Annotated in this window: 25 protein-coding genes and 1 rRNA gene; 7 read left to right on the plus strand and 19 right to left on the minus strand. The window is 40.8% G+C overall.

What is annotated here, in order from left to right; all coding sequences use genetic code 11:
• Positions 1 to 144: ribosomal RNA gene (locus ADS77_RS18775) — 16S ribosomal RNA — on the minus strand; the annotation flags it as partial.
• Between the two features lie 635 nt (positions 145 to 779).
• Between ADS77_RS18775 and ADS77_RS18780 the strand changes: the two genes are divergently transcribed.
• The gene (locus ADS77_RS18780; RefSeq protein WP_054206552.1) at positions 780 to 1,313 is read left to right on the plus strand and encodes a gamma carbonic anhydrase family protein; all 534 of its coding nucleotides are present in this window, start codon (positions 780 to 782) and stop codon (positions 1,311 to 1,313) included.
• Here the strand turns inward: ADS77_RS18780 and ADS77_RS18785 are convergent.
• Both ADS77_RS18785 and aroE read right to left on the minus strand, forming a co-directional pair.
• Positions 1,310 to 1,564: a DUF1488 domain-containing protein gene (locus tag ADS77_RS18785; protein ID WP_054206553.1), complete on the minus strand. Its 255-nt coding sequence runs from the start codon at positions 1,562 to 1,564 to the stop codon at positions 1,310 to 1,312. The two genes, ADS77_RS18780 and ADS77_RS18785, sit on opposite strands and share 4 nt — an antisense overlap.
• Complete coding sequence (gene aroE / locus ADS77_RS18790; RefSeq protein WP_054455812.1) at positions 1,561 to 2,385, minus strand: shikimate dehydrogenase; 825 nt, start codon at positions 2,383 to 2,385, stop codon at positions 1,561 to 1,563. The genes ADS77_RS18785 and aroE overlap by 4 nt, the downstream gene beginning before the upstream one ends.
• A 67-nt stretch (positions 2,386 to 2,452) precedes the next feature.
• On the opposite strand from aroE, the gene ADS77_RS18795 reads away from it, so the two are divergent.
• Positions 2,453 to 2,890, plus strand: a complete 438-nt coding sequence (locus ADS77_RS18795) for a group II truncated hemoglobin (protein ID WP_054206555.1) — start codon at positions 2,453 to 2,455, stop codon at positions 2,888 to 2,890.
• Positions 2,891 to 2,978: 88 nt separating this feature from the next.
• The gene (locus tag ADS77_RS18800; protein ID WP_054206556.1) at positions 2,979 to 4,586 is read left to right on the plus strand and encodes a methyl-accepting chemotaxis protein; all 1,608 of its coding nucleotides are present in this window, start codon (positions 2,979 to 2,981) and stop codon (positions 4,584 to 4,586) included.
• 35 nt (positions 4,587 to 4,621) lie between these two features.
• Here ADS77_RS18800 and hemF read toward each other — a convergent pair whose 3' ends face one another.
• From hemF to ADS77_RS18830, 6 genes are all read right to left on the minus strand, one after another.
• Positions 4,622 to 5,572 (minus strand): oxygen-dependent coproporphyrinogen oxidase, encoded by a 951-nt coding sequence (gene hemF / locus ADS77_RS18805; protein ID WP_054455814.1) that lies wholly within the window; start codon positions 5,570 to 5,572, stop codon positions 4,622 to 4,624.
• A 2-nt stretch (positions 5,573 to 5,574) separates the two neighbouring features.
• The gene (locus tag ADS77_RS18810) at positions 5,575 to 6,156 is read right to left on the minus strand and encodes an L-threonylcarbamoyladenylate synthase (RefSeq protein ID WP_054206558.1); all 582 of its coding nucleotides are present in this window, start codon (positions 6,154 to 6,156) and stop codon (positions 5,575 to 5,577) included.
• Positions 6,157 to 6,177: 21 nt separating this feature from the next.
• The gene (locus ADS77_RS18815; RefSeq protein WP_054206559.1) at positions 6,178 to 6,750 is read right to left on the minus strand and encodes a type I DNA topoisomerase; all 573 of its coding nucleotides are present in this window, start codon (positions 6,748 to 6,750) and stop codon (positions 6,178 to 6,180) included.
• Between the two features lie 110 nt (positions 6,751 to 6,860).
• Positions 6,861 to 7,334: a DUF494 family protein gene (locus ADS77_RS18820; protein WP_054206560.1), complete on the minus strand. Its 474-nt coding sequence runs from the start codon at positions 7,332 to 7,334 to the stop codon at positions 6,861 to 6,863.
• Between the two features lie 29 nt (positions 7,335 to 7,363).
• Entirely contained in the window at positions 7,364 to 8,449 is a 1,086-nt protein-coding gene (gene dprA, locus ADS77_RS18825; RefSeq protein WP_054206561.1) for a DNA-processing protein DprA, read from the minus strand.
• A gap of 29 nt (positions 8,450 to 8,478) precedes the next feature.
• The gene (locus tag ADS77_RS18830) at positions 8,479 to 9,600 is read right to left on the minus strand and encodes a LysM peptidoglycan-binding domain-containing protein (RefSeq protein ID WP_054206562.1); all 1,122 of its coding nucleotides are present in this window, start codon (positions 9,598 to 9,600) and stop codon (positions 8,479 to 8,481) included.
• Positions 9,601 to 9,718: 118 nt separating this feature from the next.
• On the opposite strand from ADS77_RS18830, the gene def reads away from it, so the two are divergent.
• The 4 genes from def to trkA are packed head-to-tail and all read left to right on the plus strand — an operon-like array spanning position 9,719 to position 13,890.
• Entirely contained in the window at positions 9,719 to 10,225 is a 507-nt protein-coding gene (def, locus tag ADS77_RS18835; protein WP_054455816.1) for a peptide deformylase, read from the plus strand.
• A 27-nt stretch (positions 10,226 to 10,252) separates the two neighbouring features.
• Positions 10,253 to 11,206 (plus strand): methionyl-tRNA formyltransferase, encoded by a 954-nt coding sequence (gene fmt, locus ADS77_RS18840; RefSeq protein WP_054206564.1) that lies wholly within the window; start codon positions 10,253 to 10,255, stop codon positions 11,204 to 11,206.
• On the plus strand, positions 11,199 to 12,497 hold the full coding sequence (rsmB, locus tag ADS77_RS18845; protein WP_054206565.1) for a 16S rRNA (cytosine(967)-C(5))-methyltransferase RsmB: 1,299 nt from the start codon (positions 11,199 to 11,201) through the stop codon (positions 12,495 to 12,497). Before fmt ends, rsmB begins: the two co-directional genes overlap by 8 nt.
• Before the next feature lie 16 nt (positions 12,498 to 12,513).
• On the plus strand, positions 12,514 to 13,890 hold the full coding sequence (gene trkA, locus ADS77_RS18850; protein WP_054206566.1) for a Trk system potassium transporter TrkA: 1,377 nt from the start codon (positions 12,514 to 12,516) through the stop codon (positions 13,888 to 13,890).
• Positions 13,891 to 13,995: 105 nt separating this feature from the next.
• Here trkA and ADS77_RS18855 read toward each other — a convergent pair whose 3' ends face one another.
• The 10 genes from ADS77_RS18855 to ADS77_RS18905 all read right to left on the minus strand — a co-directional run bounded on the left by ADS77_RS18855 (position 13,996) and on the right by ADS77_RS18905 (position 20,451).
• Positions 13,996 to 14,211 carry an EF-hand domain-containing protein gene (locus ADS77_RS18855; RefSeq protein ID WP_054206567.1) on the minus strand — a complete coding sequence of 72 codons (216 nt, stop codon included), beginning with the start codon at positions 14,209 to 14,211 and terminating at the stop codon, positions 13,996 to 13,998.
• Positions 14,212 to 14,299: 88 nt separating this feature from the next.
• Positions 14,300 to 14,512 carry an EF-hand domain-containing protein gene (locus ADS77_RS18860; protein ID WP_054206568.1) on the minus strand — a complete coding sequence of 71 codons (213 nt, stop codon included), beginning with the start codon at positions 14,510 to 14,512 and terminating at the stop codon, positions 14,300 to 14,302.
• Between the two features lie 71 nt (positions 14,513 to 14,583).
• Positions 14,584 to 14,796: a calmodulin gene (locus ADS77_RS18865; RefSeq protein WP_054206569.1), complete on the minus strand. Its 213-nt coding sequence runs from the start codon at positions 14,794 to 14,796 to the stop codon at positions 14,584 to 14,586.
• A 491-nt stretch (positions 14,797 to 15,287) separates the two neighbouring features.
• The gene (locus tag ADS77_RS18870) at positions 15,288 to 15,773 is read right to left on the minus strand and encodes an OsmC family protein (RefSeq protein WP_054455819.1); all 486 of its coding nucleotides are present in this window, start codon (positions 15,771 to 15,773) and stop codon (positions 15,288 to 15,290) included.
• Positions 15,774 to 15,788: 15 nt separating this feature from the next.
• Positions 15,789 to 16,382 carry a DUF998 domain-containing protein gene (locus ADS77_RS18875; RefSeq protein ID WP_054206571.1) on the minus strand — a complete coding sequence of 198 codons (594 nt, stop codon included), beginning with the start codon at positions 16,380 to 16,382 and terminating at the stop codon, positions 15,789 to 15,791.
• Between the two features lie 325 nt (positions 16,383 to 16,707).
• On the minus strand, positions 16,708 to 16,920 hold the full coding sequence (locus tag ADS77_RS18880; protein ID WP_054206572.1) for a calmodulin: 213 nt from the start codon (positions 16,918 to 16,920) through the stop codon (positions 16,708 to 16,710).
• 136 nt (positions 16,921 to 17,056) lie between these two features.
• Entirely contained in the window at positions 17,057 to 17,269 is a 213-nt protein-coding gene (locus ADS77_RS18885) for a calmodulin (RefSeq protein ID WP_054455822.1), read from the minus strand.
• A 74-nt stretch (positions 17,270 to 17,343) separates the two neighbouring features.
• Complete coding sequence (locus ADS77_RS18890; RefSeq protein WP_054455827.1) at positions 17,344 to 17,556, minus strand: calmodulin; 213 nt, start codon at positions 17,554 to 17,556, stop codon at positions 17,344 to 17,346.
• Positions 17,557 to 18,243: 687 nt separating this feature from the next.
• On the minus strand, positions 18,244 to 18,930 hold the full coding sequence (locus ADS77_RS18900) for a flagellar brake protein (RefSeq protein WP_054455830.1): 687 nt from the start codon (positions 18,928 to 18,930) through the stop codon (positions 18,244 to 18,246).
• 69 nt (positions 18,931 to 18,999) lie between these two features.
• Entirely contained in the window at positions 19,000 to 20,451 is a 1,452-nt protein-coding gene (locus ADS77_RS18905) for a TrkH family potassium uptake protein (RefSeq protein ID WP_054206576.1), read from the minus strand.
• Positions 20,452 to 20,496: the final 45 nt, after the last annotated feature.

Raw genomic sequence — 20,496 nt, forward strand, 5'->3', positions numbered from 1 at the left:
CACCAAAAGGCATATTCCCAAGCATTACTCACCCGTCCGCCGCTCGTCAGCAAAGTAGCAAGCTACTCTCTGTTACCGCTCGACTTGCATGTGTTAGGCCTGCCGCCAGCGTTCAATCTGAGCCATGATCAAACTCTTCAATTAAAAGTTTTTTCTGTTCTCATCCAATAAAGAATGAAGAACCTGCTCAATGAATTCTGAATTTATTTAATATCTTTCGATATTGAATTGACTGTGCCGAATAATTACCGAAATAACTATTCTGTTGGTCACTCAGTTTCTCTTTCGAGAAATCACATTGAGACTCTAAATTTTTTGCCTTGCTTACCTCTCTAAAAAGAAAGTTAAGTTCGGCTGTTAGAACTCAATCTGTACGAGTGCCCACACAGATGATTGCTTTATATTGTTAAAGAACGTTGCGATTAAAGTTAAACTTTATCTCGCTAGGGCTGCGCATACTACGCTTTCCTATTTTTTTGTCAATACTTAAATTTAAACTTTATAAAAATTCAAACTCAAGTTTTACTCGACTCACTGATTAACTCTTGCCCCGCTAAGCGTTGCTGTCTGCCTTCTCAGTGGGGTCGCATTATAGGGCGCGGCTGATTTTACGCAAGCGTTTTTTAAAGAAAACTTGAAATAAAGTACTGTTCGTTCGGTTTACGAGCTAAACACCTTGAAAGTGCTAGTTTAGTGAGCAACATAGATCCATACTGGCCATTTTATTAGCTCTGCTGCTATCATCAGATTCAATCACTTTCATTTTATTAGGTGTTTTTATGACTATCCGTTCTTATAAGGGAATAACCCCTACTTTTAATCAATCTGTTTATATTGATGAGTCCGCTGTTTTAGTTGGTAATATAACGCTAGGTAAAGATAGTAGTGTATGGCCATTAGTCGCAGCACGTGGAGACGTTAACTATATATGTATTGGTGAACGTACTAATGTACAAGATGGCAGTGTGCTACACCTTACTCGTCCAAGTAAAAGTAACCCTGATGGTTATCCGCTTATCATTGGTGACGATGTTACTGTTGGCCATAAAGTAATGCTGCACGGGTGTCGGTTAGGTAATCGTATTTTAGTCGGTATGGGCGCTATTGTAATGGATAACGCGATAGTTGAAGACGATGTGATTATTGGAGGCGGTTCATTAGTCCCACCAAACAAACGTTTAGAGTCTGGTTTCCTCTATGTTGGCAGCCCAGTAAAACAAGCCCGCCCTTTAACAGAGCAAGAGCTGAGCTTTTTAAAAGTGTCAGCCATCAATTATGTTGAGCTCAAAGATGAGTACCTAGCTGAAGGTTAATTCAGCACTGCAACAACAATCTCTCCCGCCGAGTTATACTCTTCATCTTCGATTAGTTGCTCGGCAATATCTTCATAGTCAAAACGTACAGCTTCAAAGTGCGCCTTAGCCGCTTGCTGATCTGCCAATGCTAGACTTTGCGTATCAATAACACATTTAACCATTAAGCCACTTACTTGGGCAAAAAACGTTAACTGCTGGCTTTGCACATTAAATTCAAATCGATCTATAAATTGAATTGCTTGATTCATATCAATTCTCCAGCTTTTAATGATCGCACAATAGGGAGTATTGCTGGCATTTTATCACGCCAAACAAAGTAAGCTTGTGCTGCTTGCCCAACGAGCATACCGCTACCATCGAGTACGCTAATATCGGCTTTGTAATCCTGTGCCCATTGCATAAACAGAGTGTTTTGTAGTGAATAAAACATATCATATACACATTTACAATTATTAAGGTGCTTTTTGTCGAGTGCTGGCAACTCACCCAACATACTACTAGATGTAGAGTTTACAATTAGTGAGTAATCACCTTCAGGTAAATCATCAAATCCATAGCCTGTCACTGCGCCATATTGAGCAAACAGCTGTGCTAATGCTTTGGCTTTTGCCGCGGTGCGATTGACGATGATGATTTCACTCGGCTGCTGTGCCAGTAATGGCAATACAACCCCTCGCGCCGCACCACCAGCACCAATCAGTAAAATACGTTTACCTTTAATAGAAACTTTATTTGCGAGCAAGTCATTAACAAAGCCAACACCATCGGTGTTATCACCTAATAAGCGGCCATCATCTAGCAGCTTTATTGTATTCACAGCACCGACAATGGTGGCAAGCTCAGTTCGCTCATCAACTAATTCATATGCTTGCTCTTTAAATGGCATAGTTACGTTGGCACCATTACCACCAGCAGCAAAAAAATCAGCAACCGCTATTTTAAAGCCATCTATTGGTGCTAGTATTGCCCGATAATCGATTTTCTCGCCCAATGAGGTTGCAAATTGCTTATGTATCGCAGGGGATTTTGAGTGTTTAATGGGATTTCCAAAAACTGCATATTTGTCCATATTCGAGCAACCTCTTTGTTTAGTAATATTACAGAGTAACTTACTGCTAATTAACGATGATAAAACTATGATTAAACGACTCTTTTCTAAATCGAAACAACCTGAGCCACAGCAAGCACCTACTCCCGAAAAAACGCCTTATCAAATGATGGGTGGAGAAGCTGGCGCATTTGCACTTGCAAATAGATTCTACGACATTATGGCCACCGATGATTACGCTAAACCGTTATATGATATGCATCCTCAACCATTAGATCGTATTCGCCAAGTATTTTTTGAGTTTTTATCCGGTTGGTTAGGCGGCCCTGATTTGTTTGTAGAAAAACATGGTCACCCTATGCTGCGTAAACGCCATATGCCTTTTCCTATCGATCAAGATTTACGCGATCAATGGATGTATTGTATGGATAAAGCGTTAGATGCTGAAATTGATAATCCTTTATTACGAGAAGGGTTACGAAAATCATTGGCGCAGCTTGCCAGTCACATGATCAACCAGCACTAAAGCGATTTTAATCTTTTAAGTTTGCGCTATATCAATGTCGTACTCTTCTAAATACAGATAATAACGCTATCTTGTTTAGAAGAGTATTATGCGCGTGAAATCCATCCAACATAAAATTTATGCATTACTGGCAATCACCGGCGTGCTAGTACTTTTTGCAAGTATTTTCAGTAGTTCAAATCAGCAACATACCCTTGCCCAGGAAACAATTGCCAGCAACATTAAGCTACTTGCTGATAATTACTTTGATTCCATCAATACCATGATGCTCACTGGCACAATGGCGAATCGAGAAATACTAAGCAGCAAATTACGTAATCACCCAAATATTGAAGATGCCCATATAATCCGTAGCCCCATTGTAAACAAACTTTATGGCCCAGGCGCTGCAAACCAAGCGCCAAGTAACGACGCAGAGATTGCAGCACTTAATGGAAAAGAAGACCTTTTCATTGAACAGCAGCAAAGTACGCGTTATATGACCTATTTAAAGCCGATGCTTGCAAGCAGTGATCATAAAGGAACGAATTGCCTTGGTTGCCATCAGGCGCAAGAAGGTGATGTATTAGGGGTTGTAAAAATTAGTTATTCACTCGCAGATATTGAAACAAAAGTAACGCGAAATACACTTATCAATACAGCCCTGCTATCTACGCTTTTTGTAACTGCTTTTTTATTATTGGGTTTACTCTTTAGAAGAATATTCATTAAACGCCTCAATAACATTGATCGCATGATGCACCTAGCCACTAGCAATAATGATTTAAGCCTCAAAATTGAGGATAACAATAACGATGAGTTAAGCTCCTTAGCAAATAGCTTTAATCAGATGATAAGTGCCTTTAAAGAAAATATTGCGCAAGTGTCACATTCATCAAAAGTGTTGATTCATTCTGCCGAAGCCATTTATGCCTCTGTCGATGCGACTGAACAATCAATATTAAGCCAAAAACAAGGAACAGACTCTGTTGCGGCTGCAATTAATGAACTGGAAAGCTCATCTAACGAAGTTAAAAATACCACTCACTTTGCTTCAGAAAAATCGGAGAGTAGTAATGTGCTTGCACAACAGAGCTTACGCGTTGCTGAGCATACGCAGGTAAGCATAAATCAACTCGCTGACGATGTTCGTAGCGCAGCCCAGCAAGTAAGTCAGCTACAAGCTCAAACCTTAGAAGTGGGAAAAGTACTTGAAGTGATCAGTAGCATTGCTGAACAAACTAATTTACTCGCGTTAAATGCTGCAATAGAAGCAGCAAGAGCGGGAGAAGCTGGTCGAGGCTTTGCTGTTGTCGCCGATGAAGTTCGCACTTTAGCAACACGCACTCATGATTCAACAGACGAGATTAAACGCACAATAGATAAGCTACAATCAGAAGCCTCGCAAACCGTCACTATGATGAGTAACTCGTGTGAAGAAGCTGATGATAGAGCGCTACAAGTCAAAAAAGTTGCACAGGCTTTAAAAGATATTTCCTCTCAGATGAGCGAAATTAATCAGCTAAATGTACAAATTGCTGATGCAACAGAACAGCAAAGCTTAGCTGCTGAAGAAATTAATCAAAGTGTTGTGGCAATCAGTGATAATGCGGAGCGCTCATTAGTCGATGCCAACGACAATCAAAAAATAAGTGAAGAACTATTATCGCTAGCTCGCTCGTTGGATGAGCAGGTCAGACGTTTTAAATTAAATTAAGGTGCGGCGCTAAATCAATTAGCGCCAACTCGGTATTATAATTGCCAGTCTCGGGCAACTAATTGCTCCGGTTCACTACTTAGCCATGCTTGTGGCCTCAAGTAGAATTGGTAAAGCTGCGCTTCAGGACTTTCAGCCCCTGGCGTATAATTATATTCCCAGCGCGCAAGTGGCGGCATAGACATTAAAATAGATTCTGTACGGCCACCTGTTTGCAAACCAAACAACGTACCGCGATCCCACACTAAATTAAACTCAACATAACGACCTCGGCGATAAAGCTGGAAGTCACGTTGTTGCTGTGTGTACTCGTCGCTTTTACGACGTTCTATAATCGGCACATAAGCATCGAGAAAGCCATTACCAACAGCTTGCATAAAAGCAAAGCTTTGCTCAAAGCCATGCTCATTCAAGTCATCAAAAAACAAGCCACCCACACCACGAGTTTCATTACGATGCTTGATATAAAAATATTCATCGCACCACTTTTTATAGCGAGGATACACGTCATCGCCAAAAGGAGCGCACAGATCATGCGCCACTTGGTGCCAATGCTTAACATCATCAAATACAGGATAAAAAGGTGTTAAATCGAACCCGCCACCAAACCACCAAATAGGTTCTTCGCCTTCTTTTTCTGCAATAAAAAATCGCACGTTTGCATGGCTAGTTGGTATATGCGGGTTTTTAGGGTGAATAACTAACGACACCCCACAAGCATGAAAACTACGTCCAGCGAGTTCTGGCCTATGTGCGGTAGCAGATGCAGGCATTGATGCACCAAACACATGAGAGTAGTTAACGCCGCCTTGTTCTATGATATTTCCATCACGAATGACGCGCGTTCGCCCTCCGCCCCCCTCTGCACGTTGCCAGCTATCTTCAACAAACTTAGCGTTCGCATCAGCGCGCTCTAAGCCTTCGCAAATAGTGTCTTGCAAAGCCATTAAATACGTTTTTACTTGTTCAAGCAGATTACTGTGCATGTTCATCCTCTAAATATTTTACCGGTCATTACGTCTTTAATAGTGCTTGGCTGAGTTCGGCCACCTAATGGCTCATCAACATAAAACGCAACCTGTTGATCAAATTCACTCTTCGCCATTTCAATGCTGGTTACTGTATCTTGCCCTGATAAATTAGCACTTGTCGACACTAAAGGCTTACCAAGTTCTTGGCATAAACGCTTAACCGTTGGGTGATTTGTTACACGTACCGCAATGGTATCAAACTGCCCTGTTAACCATTTTGGTGTATTTTTAGCTGCAGGCATTACCCACGTAATCGCCCCTGGCCAACTAGAAAAAATATCAGCGCGTTTATCCATAGGAATTTTTGCGTCATCAACATATTTTAGTAACTGACCATAATTATCAGCAATTAAAATTAAGCCCTTTTCGACTGGGCGTTGCTTGATCGCTAATAATTTTTCAACGGCGTGTTGGTCGTCTGGGTCGCAACCTAACCCATATACTGCTTCAGTTGGATAAACAATAACACCTCCTTGCTGCAAAGCAGTAAGGGCGGTTTTAGGCACAGAGGTTGAATCGGCCACAGGAATTCTCCACATACAAAAAGTTAAAGCTGCTAATTAGTCGCTCACCGTCAATTTATGCGAGCAATTTTTCTGGGGGCATTGTAGCACATCACTGTTCGCCATCTTCTTTTGTGTCATCACTGGCCACTGGCATTGTGGGCAAGTGTGTTCAATAGGTTTGTGATTTAAAGTGTACTTACAACTTGGGTAGCTGTTACATGAGTAAAAGATTTTTCCAAATTTATTACTACGTGCAACTAGCTGCCCTTTAGTACATTTAGGACATGCAGGTAATACGTCTTCATTTTCTTTAGGCTCGTCATGGGCAATATAATGACATTCAGGGTAGCCTGTACAACCAATAAACATGCCATAGCGACCATTTTTAACCACCAGCGGGTTTGCACATTCAGGGCAAGGGCTATCTTCTAGAACCTTGATTTGCTGAGTATCATGCTGTACTAAAGAGCGAATAAAGTCACATTTAGGGTAACTTGCACAGCCAAGAAAAGGACCTGACTTGCTATTACGAATAACTAACTCAGAACCACATTGAGGGCACACTTCGTACTCTTTTTCTAAGGCGTGTTGGTTTGCAGAGAAAAGTGAATGATCAATTTTGCTCATGTGTTTCCAAAGCGGTTGGTTAATTTTCGCCTAATATACCCAAACTAATTTAAGATACAAGCATACCCACCTAAATCCTCTAAAAGCACACGTATTGAAAAAGTCGATGTTTAATGTAAAACCTCAGCGGGCTCATTAAAAATAATTTTTTCCATTTGAGAATAAGCAAACTCGGAACCAGGCACATTAAATAGCACCATTAGTATTACCCATTTTAAATCATCAATCGTTATAAAAGGTTTATCTAAAGCACGTAAGCGATCCACGACCATTTCACGAACCGCACTATTTATAACCCCAATCTGCTCTATAAACATTAAAAAACCACGGCACTCAACACAAAGCATCTCACATTCACTCTCTGTAAAAATACGTACCGCATGTTGTGGATAAGCATTGAGATAAGGAATTTCATCACTGTGCTGTAGTTCAGCTAATTGCTCTAGCCAATTCAATGCTTTGTATATTTCGGGCTTATTGAAGCCCGCACGTAATAACTCATCTGTGAGTTCATTATGCTCAGCATAAATTTCAGCTTCACTATGAATATAATTTTCAAAGAGGTACATGAGGATATCGAACATGTTACTTCCCTTATATAAGTATCTATAATCTAGCGAACTCGGATATAGCCATCTAATACCCGCTCGACCCGGTCTTCAAGCTCAAGATCAAGTAAACGTGCTTGTACTTTATCTATCGGCCATTGGCTACGCTGAACAATTACATCGACTGCAGTCACTTCAAAACCTACACTACAAAGTACTTCGCATGTGGGTTCGTTAGTCGGCGCTTTCTCTATATTATATAGACTGTTTTGACAGGAAAAGCTTACTTCATCTAAAATATCACTGACATTTTCGACTAATTTTGCCCCTTGCTTTATTAAAAAGTGACTTGCTTCTGATAGCGGGTTTTTAATTGAACCTGGCACAGCAAACACTTCTTTATTTTGTTCCAGTGCATAGCGTACTGTAATGAGTGAGCCGCTTTTAATTTGCGCCTCGACAATTAATACACCGAGTGATAAACCCGATATTATGCGATTTCGGCGCGGAAAATTATTACCATTAGCGGCTGTGCCAGGTAAAAACTCACTCACTAATAAGCCATGTTCACATACTTTATCTGTAAGCAGCTTATGCCGTTTGGGATAATACACATCAACTCCTGTGCCAAGTACTGCAATCGTTTTACCGTTGCCCGCAAGCGCTCCTTTGTGGGCTGCACCATCAATGCCAAGTGCCATTCCTGAGGTAACAGTTAACCCTGCAAGAGTAAGCTGATGCGCAAACTCAGCCGCTATTTCTAGCCCTGATGGTGTAGCATGACGACTGCCAACAATCGCTATTTGTGGACTATTCAGTAGTTCTAAATTACCGCGGCAAAATAATAACAAGGGTGCACTAGCCACTTCTTTTAATAACGGGGGATATAAGGGGGAATCAAAATAATTAATTGCAGTTATATCTGACTGAGCAATTAATGTCTGATAGTAATCGACTTGCCGCCAATCAGTAGCAAGTAAGTTGCTAGCGATTTGTGAACTAAGGCCGCACTCTACTAACTGCTCGTGGTTAAGTTCAAATAAACACTCTAATGGCTGGTTTTGCGCTAGAGCCAGTAAAGTTTTAACACCCAAGCCTTTACATAAATAAAAGGCAAGCCAGTGTGCAAGCTTGCCTGAAGAATTTTCCATGCTCTCTCCTTAGAGCACTCAAACCTGATTTAATTTATAACTGCAAAATCACCGATGCGGATTGGGTGCTGGTTTTTTACGATTAAAGCGTAGCTAACTTTTTCATGTACTTTAAATACCATTAGCTCGCCAACTTTTTCTTTTGGCATATGCCACACTGTAGAGTTTTTATCTGGCTCAACCCCAAAAAATTCATCGCTCTTTTTCATGAATTTTTCAAGGCTATTAGAATCTTCTTCATAGCGAGGGCCATTACGTCCATCAAACACTGTAGGTGATTGACGTTCAATATCTAAAATATGGCCTGCTTTAATATTCTGCTCTAAACCTAAGTTTAGCACTACAATATCCATTGTGCTGAATTCTCTTAATCTACTTGTTGCTGCAATAATGTTACCTGTAATCGGCTCATCTGGGCGCTGCATTTTAAAATAAGCAGGTAATGTCTGCCCTTGCATTGCTGGCATTAAGAAATCAGTGGCTCTGATCTCCTGTTTAGCCTCAGTCACTTTAACAGAGGAAGGCACTCCTTGTGATAAATCACCTTCTCTGAATACGCGCCCTATACCCACTAATTGTGATTTATATGCCAGTGCTTTATTCGTCTCAGGATCAATATACGCTTTGCCTTTACGATAAATCGCATAAGCTTCATGCAATTTAAGCTCGCCTTTAACATACACAATATGACCTTCGGTGTTCATTTTAGTGTTTACATTAGCACCTAAAATATAAGGTTTTTCCGCTATCTCTTTTCTACTTAGCGCTTGCTCATAAGTCAAATAAGGGCGTAATAGCTCTAGTGGCAAAGTTGGGATTGCATTACGACCTTTTGGTGTAATTCGTCCATGTGGCGACAATTTTTTATAACCTGAATTAATCACTAAGCGTGGATTTCCGTGCTCATCATAAATCAAAGAAAGGGCATCGCCGGGATAAATAAGGTGTGGGTTATCAATTTGCGGATTCATTTGCCAAAGCTCAGGCCACAACCACGGCTTATTTAGATAGATAGCTGAAATATCCCAAAGCGTATCACCTTTTTTTACAACATACTGTTTTGGCGCATCTTTTTTTATATTTAATACATCGGCTACCGATGGAAATGCAGTACTTAGTGCCAACACTGCTGCGAATAATGGGTATTTCATTGAGCTTCCTTGTGGTGTTTTTTCATTATTATCAACCAAAACCTGTTAAAGGTGAACGCGAATGGCTAAAATAAGAGCATACAATACCCTAAATTAAGCACAAGTGAAAAAGGTTACTATGGCTAGGTTAGAAGTTTTAAGATTTCCAGATGAACGTTTACGTACAATTGCAAAAGAAGTAACGCATGTTGACGACCAAATTCGTCAAATTGTAAAAGACATGCTAGAGACTATGTACGACGAGAACGGCATTGGATTAGCCGCAACCCAAGTTGACATTCATCAACGCATTGTCGTCATTGATGTATCAGAAGAACGCAATGAACCCTTGGTGTTGATCAACCCAACGATTATAACCCAAGCGGGTGAAACAGTCAGTGAAGAAGGTTGTTTATCTGTACCGTATTCTTACGCAAAAGTTGATCGCGCAGAAACAGTATCTGTAAAAGCCCTTAATGAGAAAGGTGAAGAGTTCACTTTAGATGCTGATGAACTTTTAGCTATTTGCATCCAACACGAGCTTGATCACTTAATTGGTAAGTTATTCATTGATTACTTATCCCCGTTAAAGCGTCAACGTATTCGTAAAAAACTTGAAAAAGAAGCCAAGCTTGCAGCGCAATAAGTACCTTAGAATTAATTAGGAAGTTCAGTGACACAACCATTACGCATTATTTTTGCCGGTACGCCCGATTTTGCTGCGCGCCATTTACAAGCTCTTATCGATTCAGAGCATCAAATTGTTGGCGTATACAGCCAACCTGATCGCCCTGCTGGTCGCGGAAAAAAACTCAAAGCCAGTGAAGTAAAAGAACTTGCGCTGGCGCATGAATTACCTGTTTTTCAACCGTCCTCATTAAAAAGTGACGACGCACTCACTGAGCTAAACAACCTTAATGCCGACATTATGATTGTTGTTGCATATGGACTGCTGTTACCTAAAGCTATTTTAGATGCACCTCGCTTAGGCTGCTTAAACGTACATGGTTCAATTTTGCCACGCTGGCGCGGTGCTGCACCAATACAGCGTGCTATTTGGGCCGGGGATACTGAGACTGGCGTCACTATTATGCAAATGGATGAAGGCCTAGATACCGGCGACATGCTGCATATTAGCCGTTGCCCTATTGATGCGACTGAGACCAGTGCCAGCCTATACAATAAGCTTGCTGATTTAGGCCCAAGCGCACTCATCAACACCATCACTCAATTGGCTAATGGTGAAATTACACCACAAGTACAAGATGATGAACTGGCTAACTATGCTAAAAAGCTCTCTAAAGAAGAGGCAAACATTGATTGGACAATGGACGCTGCACAGATTGAACGTAACATTCGTTCATTCAATCCGTGGCCAGTGTGTTTTACCCAAATGGGCGAAAACACTGTAAAAGTATACCAAGCCAATGTTGTTGAACAAACAGGCCCTACAGGCACTGTTTTACAAAGCGATAAACACGGCATTGTGATTGCCTGTGGCACTAACGCACTTAATATCACGCAAGTACAACCACAAGGCAAAAAGCCAATGGCCATTACTGACTTTTTAAACGGCCGAGCAGACTGGGTAACTCCTGGTACAATATTAGGCGAAAACAATGAGTAAAGCTCCCAACGTACGCGCGCTTGCCGCCGAAACTTTATATAACGTCGTAGATAAAGGCGCATCTCTAAATCAAGAGCTGCCTTTTGCAAGCCAAGGTTTACCCCCTAAAGATAAAGCCTTATTACAGCAAATTTGTTACGGTGTACTGCGTTATTTGCCAAGCTTAGAGAATTATTGTCAGCATTTAGTTGAACAACCTCTCAAGGGAAAGCGCCGTATATTCCAGTTTTTGCTGTATGTTGGCATTTACCAACTACAACATATGCGTGTTCCACCTCATGCAGCTATCAGTGAAACAGTAAATGCTTTAGAGCAGCTAAGAGCTCTGGGTCTAAAAGGTTTGATCAACGCTATATTACGCAGCTTTCAGCGCCAGCAAGAAGAGCTAGAAGAAAAAGCCAAACAAATTCCGGTCTGTTTATACAACCACCCAAACTGGTTTATCAAACAAGTTACCGAAGCGTACCCTGACTCTTGGCAAGCACTGTTAGAAGCCAACCAACAGCAAGCACCAATGTGGTTACGTGTTAATCAAGCGCAATATAACACAGCTGAATATAGCGAGATGCTTACAGCCAATGATATCGCACACACATTAAATGCTGACTTTCCTGATGGCATTAAGCTAGATAAACCACGAGATGTTTTCTCATTACCCGAATTCGACACCGGCGCATGTTCAGTACAAGATGCTGCAGCACAATTAGCGGCACGCTTTTTAGATCCAAAAGCTGAAGAGCACATTTTAGATGCGTGTGCTGCCCCTGGTGGTAAAACATGTCATATTTTAGAGCTTGCTGATGCCGACGTACTTGCTCTTGATTGCGACGAAACACGCCTTGAGCGCGTAAAACAAAACCTTGTCCGTATTGGTCTAGGTGCTGATTTACAATGTGCTGATGCTTCTCAACCACACAAATGGTGGGACGAACAACAGTTTGATCGCATTTTATTAGATGTCCCTTGCTCCGCAACAGGCGTGATCCGCCGCCACCCTGACATAAAATGGTTGCGCCGTGCCTCTGATATCAATGATCTTGCAACATTACAAGGTGATATTCTAAATAACATTTGGCCGTTACTTAAGCCCGGTGGTACCTTAATTTATGCAACGTGCTCGGTATTACCACAAGAAAACCAATTACAAGTTGCTAAGTTTTTAGCAAACAACAATGACGTTGAGCATATTCCGCTACATGATAACGACACGCCAGCAAACCCAGGTCTGCAATTGCTGCCCGGTGAAAGCGACGGTTTCTATTATGCCAAACTTGTAAAAAAACACTCATAAGAAGCTCAAGTAAACCATGAAAATAATCATACTCGGTGCTGGACAAGTAGGCGGAACGCTCGCTGAAAACCTCGTAGGTGAACAAAACGAAATCACGGTTGTTGATATTGATGGCAACCGTTTACGTGAGTTGCAAGATAAGTACGACCTGCAAGGTGTGACAGGACACAGTGCACACCCAGACGTACTACGCCGCGCCGGTGCGGAAGACGCCGATATGATAATAGCAGTGACCAGTTCAGATGAAGTGAACATGGTCGCTTGCCAAGTTGCTTACAGTATATTTAAAACGCCCACTAAAATTGCACGTATTCGCTCAGAGCAATACCTAAAGTACCGTGAAAAGTTATTTCAAAATGATGATTTACCGGTTGATCACTACATTGCACCCGAGCAATTGGTCACCAAGTATATTCGTCGCTTGATTGACTACCCAGGGGCTTTACAGGTTTTGCAGTTTGGTGATGGCATGCTCTCGTTAGTGGCTGTTAAAGCATACTACGGTGGCTTATTGGTTGGTTATGCGCTATCAGCCTTAAAAGAGCATATTCCTAACGTTGAAACGCGTGTTGCTGCCATTTATCGCCAAGGTAAAGCAATAAAGCCACTCGGCACCACCGTTATTGAAGCAGATGATGAAGTATTCTTCCTCGCTGCAACTAAGCACATTCGAGCAGTAATGAATGAGCTACAGAAGCTCGAGCGTTCATACAAAAAAATTATGATCGCAGGTGGCGGTAATATCGGTGCAGGGCTTGCCCGTTCACTTGAAAAAAATCACAGTGTGAAATTACTCGAACGCAGTAAAGAGCGTGCCGAGCAGCTGTCTGAAATGCTCGATAACACAGTGGTGTTTTGTGGGGATGCATCCGATCAAGAGCTGCTATCGGAAGAGCACATAGAACAAGTTGATGTGTTTATTGCGGTGACTAATGACGATGAAGCAAACATCATGTCGGCCATGCTTGCCAAACGCATGGGTGCACAAAAAACCATGGTGCTTATTCAGCGCGGTGCGTATGTTGATTTAGTGCAAGGCGGTGAAATTGATATCGCCATTTCACCGCAACAAGCAACAATTTCAGCGCTGCTTACTCATGTTCGCCGTGGTGACATTGTAAATGTGTATTCTTTACGTAAAGGTGCGGCAGAAGCGATTGAGGCTGTTGCCCATGGCGACGAAAACACATCAAAGGTTGTAGGGCGTGCAATTGCTGATATCAAGCTTCCTGCAGGGACTACTATTGGTGCAATCGTTCGTAACGATGATGTATTAATTGCGCACGACGACACGGTTATTCACTCTGGTGATCACGTTATCATGTTTTTAATTGATAAAAAGCATATCAACGTCGTTGAAAAACTATTCCAAGTAAGTGCGATTTTCTTATAAGAAAATATGCTTTATGTACCGGTTCAATTAAAAAAGCAGCTTAAGTTAAGCTGCTTTTTACGTATATGAAGTGAAGTGTTCATTTTATTTTCCGCTAAGGAAAGCTTATTGTGCCTTGGCGAATTCTTCTTTTGATAACTCACCGTTTTGATCAGTATCTAAGTCTGCAAATATCTCTACAAGGCGTGTATTTACCGATGCCTCTTCTTTGGAAATAGCACCATTACCATCGGTATCAAATGATTCAAAGGTAACCGCAGCAAATGCTGCTGATGAAGCTGCAAGGGCCAAAATAGCAAATGTTGTATTAATATGTTTCATCGTTTTATTCCTCATAAATAAAAAGTAGTATTTTTACTTTTCATTATATTGGTATCGAAAATCTCTTTAAGAAATCACTTTATAAAAATTAAGCTTTTGCAAACTCTTCTACAGAAAGCTCACCATTCCCATCGGTATCTAGTTCAGAGAATAAGCTCATTAGCTCTGCATCCACTGATGCTTCGCTTTGGCTGATTGCGCCACTGCCATCAACATCTAACGTGTCAAAGTCGGTTGCAGCGAATGCTGCTGAAGATGATGCTAATGCGATAAGTGCTAATGTTTTATTTAATGTATTCATAGTTATATTCCTTCAAATTTACAATGCTTGGTTTCAAGCTCGCCAGCTAAACGCTGGAACTAAGGTTAACGTTACGCGTTCGAGAACTCTTCTTTTGAAAGCTCACCGTTACCGTCGGTATCTAATTCGGCAAATTTGCTCATTAAATCTGCATCCACTGATGCTTCGCTTTGGCTGATTGCGCCACTGCCATCAACATCTAACGTGTCAAAGTCGGTTGCAGCGAATGCTGCTGAAGATGATGCTAATGCGATAAGTGCTAATGTTTTATTTAATGTATTCATCGTTATATTCCTTCAATATTTATGTTTACGAACGCTATATAAACTACCGAGGGCAATCTCATTTCGTTCAATACAAGCTAACTACTACAACTTCGGTGCCAACTCTAAATAGTTGTTTAAAATCATGATGTTGACAGCTAAATAGGAAGGATAAAAAGGTTTAACCACTCTTTTTTGTGGCCAATTAGCAACAAGTCACTTTACATAAAAATTAAATCAATAATAATCAATGCTTTAGGTTTTTAATAAATGACACAGTTTTATCTTTCATACGCTTTTTTAGCTCACTTTTAGAGTGTCTAAAATCGTATTGCAACTGAATAGCCATAGTTTAAAAAATAAACCTGTAAAACAACAAGCTTAAGCCTTTGATTTTAATTGATTTAAAAATATATTTTAACAGAAAAGAAAATAACGGAGCTGGTTTTTGCTTAAAAGTGTGGTTTGTTGCCATTGTGCGAAATCACAATGGCAAAGCGGTTAAATTTTGCTTATAACCGAGTGTCTTCAAGATAGACAATGTCAGTGACTATTTTAGTTTTTACTGAGTTGGCAATAAAACACAATTCATGTGCTTGGTGATGAAAAGATTCCAGTTGTTCAAAGCTCAACGCTTGCCCCTCTGACGGTGTAACCTTCGGCTTTAATGTAACCAGTGTCATAGCGACTTTACCCGTATCGTCTTTTTCCATCACGCCGACAGCATTATCAATATAGCTATCAATTTTAATTTTATGTTTTGCAGCAATCGATAAAAAGAACAACATATGGCAGCTCGACAACGAAGCGATAAATGCCTCCTCTGGATCGACATTTTCAGCAACCGAATACGGTAGTGGCACTATATGCGGAGAAGATGATGCCGCCACGCTTAGACCACCATCAAACTCCCACTGATGAGATCGACTGTATTTGTTATCTATAAACAATTCATCTGCTTTACGCGTCCAGTCAATTTTCACTAGATACTCTGACATTTCAATTCCTCTTATTTAGATCACCCACGAAAATGCACTTAGCCACAATAGCTGAATACCATAAGATACACGCTGATAAACCCCTGCGTGCTTTCTTGCCTTAAACGCTTTAGCCAACAACACTAAAAAGTAAATTGTAAATCCGGCCGACACCGCTGAAAACCACCGAAAAATAACCGACACACTCTCACTAAAAACCACCAACAACGGCGCAATTAGCAATGAAAGTAACATAATAAAACCAGCCCAAGAGTGGATATTACAACTCACAGTTGGCGTTTTTATATAAGGATCTGCATCCATAGGGAAATAACCAGCCACCCAAGTTCCTATACCATGAACAATGACTAGCCAAGCAACTAGATTAATGAGAATAGATGCATCATCAAATGCAAGAACATGCCAGCCAAATAGGCAAAAAAGTATGCCTAGTGGGTAATTGTTTATAAGGGGAGATAATTTTTCTGTAGGGCTACCAGTGGCACCAAGCTCACTGCAAAATTGTTTTCTATGACTGTAATTTGGGTAAAACCGACCAGCCACATAAACACCTACCACAATCCATATACTGGCTATAATTGCGGCGTACGAAGAAATTAGCGATAACATTATTCACCTCCATGTATGAATTAACACCTTGATAATAAACTTATTTTCAAAACATGTATACCCAAGCCACCTCAATATGCGAGCGTCGCTTTTAAACTAACCCTCTGGGCGTTTCATAGGCGCTTACTCTCTACGTTGTTACTTCTTAAAAGGGACGACCATTATTGCAAAGTAACGCCTTGATATTAAGCCCCTGTGGAACGCTGAATTCTGCATCTTGAGGTGGTTTGGGTATAAACGTTCGATAAACAAACAAAAAAGCAGCCAGGAGGGTGGCTGCTTTAGAGTAAAATGATCAGGGAAGAATCAATTTTAAAAAATCATATTATGCTTTAGAGAACTCTTCTTTTGATAACTCACCGTTTTGGTCAATATCAAGCTCTGTAAATTTCCCCATAAGTTCGGCATCAACTGATGCTTCGCTTTGGCTTATTGCGCCATTGCCATCAACATCTAGCGTGTCAAAGTCGGTTGCAGCGAATGCTACTGAAGACGATGCTAGTGCGATAAGTGCTAATGCTTTATTTAATGTGTTCATAATTAATATTCCTTCAATGTACTATCAAAAAATTGGTTTCAATACTGGTTAAAGCCGTCCTTGCTATCCTTTATCATAGGTTCCTTTCCCATTTAGGTTGTCTTTGGCAACTCAGGATAAACTAAGTATTCAGGTATTAAGCTTGTGAAAACTCTTCTTTTGATAACTCACCGTTTTGGTCAGTATCAAGTTCTGCAAACTTTGCAGAAATAGTCGCATCAACTGATGCTTCCTGCTGGCTAACCACGCCATTACCATCAACATCTAGCGTGTCAAAGTCGGTTGCTGCAAATGCTGCTGAAGACGATGCGAATGCGATAAGTGCTAATGTTTTATTTAATGTGTTCATAATAAATATTCCTTGTAGATAAATTAAGAATGGAAGTCCTTTTCAGAGATCCCTTTAGTAAAAGAATGCCTATATTACGACTTTGAGAACTCGTCTTTAGACAACTCACCGTTACCGTCTGTATCTAGTTCAGCAAACTTTGCCATAAGCTCTGCATCAACTGACGCTTCGCTTTGGCTGATTGCGCCGCTACCATCAACATCTAACGTATCAAAGTCGGTTGCAGCAAATGCTGCTGAAGATGATGCTAATGCGATAAGTGCTAGTGTTTTATTTAATGTATTCATAATAAATATTCCTTCAATGTTTATGGTTTAGAACAAAGTAGTAATCATGTTTTCGTTCAGTACAACTAGACTATTACAACTTCGATGCCAACATTTATAAGCTCAACAAAATCAAAACCTTAAAGAGTTTAGCGCGGAATTTAGAGGTGTTTGTTGTGTTTTTTGTTGCTAAATAGCAACAAAATAAAGGAGGGTAAAATTAAAACTTAATTTATCAGTGACTTACGTAAAATGAAAAAGACACAAAACAGCATCAAAACGAAAAATCATTCTCTATGAGCATCTTTTGAAACACGGAAAAGCTTAATGTATATACAGATAGCTTGAAGTTAAATTTAATTTTAAAAATAAGCCATTGATAAGTAATGACTATTAAAATAATTAAACCGATTTTAAGAAGAGTTACATGATTTTCGCCATTTTGTTGCAAAATAGCGAAAATCATCAAATTTAAACAAGCGGCTCTAGGGCGTGTTGACCTTTGTGAATTGAAATTTGTTCGATCTAGGGGCGATTTAATCGCGGCGCGAGGTTTGTAACCTAGCGGGCTAAGCAAAAACCGAGCAAAGCTTCCGCGTCCTGCTCACACCCCTTACCTACATCCGTGTAGGTAACAAAGAGTTAATCGCCCCTAGGAAGAACCCTTTGGGCAGCGCATGTTTGGCATTTATACTGCTGAAAAATCAATCACGAAAGGTCAACACGCTCGAGCACTGAGAGGTCAATAAAGTGATCCTTCATGAAGGATTTCATTTCCTCTTCACTTGCCGTTAACTGAATACCAAACTGTGAGCCTGTAGCATGGGTTTTGATACTGCATATTTGTCCACTAAACTCTGTGACGCCTTTGTTATTTTTATCTAATACTATATTGCATTGTGTGTTCTTTAATTTAGTCAGGTCATCTTTGCCTTTTACATCAAACATCACACCCGTCACTGAGATATCCTTAATCACCCCATGTAATTCTCGCTCATCGCTGAGCTTTATTGTTGCAGGTAGTAATGTCGGAATACGCGTTTGTGAGCGTAACCTAAATAGCTGAACTTGGGTTGGGAAGTTTAAATAAATAAGTCGTGCTGGGTGCGATGATACCGACAGTATCTGTTGACGAAAAGCAATAACCTGCCCACCACCGCTTTCGAGCACAGCCCTAACAATGACAACAACACCGTCTTTTAAGTATTCACCAGCATTACTTAAACGCTTGGGCGAGGGATAATTTAATATAACGAATCTATCATTTAAAAAACCGACAAACTCCGTTTTAATACGCTTACTTGTGGTGGGTGTTAAAACCTCTACATCGACAATACTGCCAGCCGTTATGTGCGCTAAATTCTCTAAATTTAATTGTTGTTTTGTTTTTGGCATATCCTTTCCAACTACATATCAATGTTCTAATGCAACAAATGGCCTGAATACTTTTCAAGTCATAACTGATTAACCGCGCCAAAAGGTCGGGGTAAATAATACTAACAAGGTGAATATCTCTAAGCGCCCAAACACCATCGCAATCGTTAATAACCACTTGGCACCATCACTGATCGCGCCATAATGGGCAGCAACATCCCCCAAACCTGGGCCTAAATTATTTAAACATGCAGCCGTAGCTGAAAACGCCGTAATGTTATCCATACCAGTGCCCATTAAGGCTAACATGATTATTACGAACACTAGCGCATACGCAGAGAAAAACCCCCATACGGCCTCAACAACCTTATCAGGCAAGGCTTTACGACCCAGCTTGATAGAATAAATAGCCCGAGGATGAACCAAACGGTTTAACTCTCGCACGCCTTGCAGATAGAGTAAAAAGACTCTCACAACCTTCATACCGCCACCGGTCGAGCCTGCACAGCCACCAATAAAACTCGAAAAAACCAACAATATTGGCAAAAATAATGGCCACGCAGAGAAATTGTCCGTGGCAAACCCCGCGGTAGTACTAATCGACACTGCTTGAAAAAGTGCCTGATCGAGTGTTTCATCACCGTTAGCATAAACATTATTTGAAGACAGTACCGTAAAGCACACAACCACTAGCGCTAACTGTATAAATAAAAACACTTTAAACTCAGGGTCACGTAAATATACGTTGAGATTACGACTCGATACCGCAGCGTAGTGCAACGTAAAGTTAACAGCTGCGATAATTAAAAACACCACGCAGATAAAGTTAATTAATGGACTATCAAAGTGCCCCATAGACGCGTCATAAGTAGAAAATCCACCTATCGCAATTGTAGAGAAAGCATGACAAATCGCATCAAACCATTCCATGCCAGCGGCCCAATAAGCAAGCGTACAGGCAACTGTTAACGCGACATAAATATACCAAAGATGCTTGGCTGTATCGGCTATTCGCGGCGTCATTTTTGAATCTTTAACAGGCCCAGGTGTTTCAGCGCGATACAGCTGCATACCACCAACGCCAAGCATAGGTAAAACAGCCACTGCAAGTACGATTATCCCCATACCGCCCAACCACTGCAGCTGTTGGCGATAAAACAAAACTGATTTAGGAAGGTACTCAATACCAGTAAGCACAGTTGCCCCAGTTGTCGTTAGACCTGAGAATGCTTCAAACACAGCATCTGCTAAAGATAAATTTGGCTCTTGTAAAAAGATTAGCGGCAAGGATGCAAACGCACCTAGTACCAACCAAAATAGCACCACGATTAAAAAGCCTTCGCGGGCTTTTAAATCCCCTTGCTCATGTCTATTTGGGTAGTACGCAAGTAAGCCAATAACAACACTAAATATAAAAGCGAGAACAAATGGCACACCGCCACCATCTTTATAAATAAGCGATACAATTGCCGGCGGCACCATGGTGATACTAAACAGTACAACGAGTTGGCCGAGAATTTTAATGATGGTACGAAATTGCATTGAGCGATCGCTTTTTATAGGGTAATGGTTAGTGAGTAATGGTTA

The sequence above is a fragment of the Pseudoalteromonas porphyrae genome, from assembly GCF_001298125.1.
GTDB lineage: Bacteria > Pseudomonadota > Gammaproteobacteria > Enterobacterales > Alteromonadaceae > Pseudoalteromonas > Pseudoalteromonas neustonica.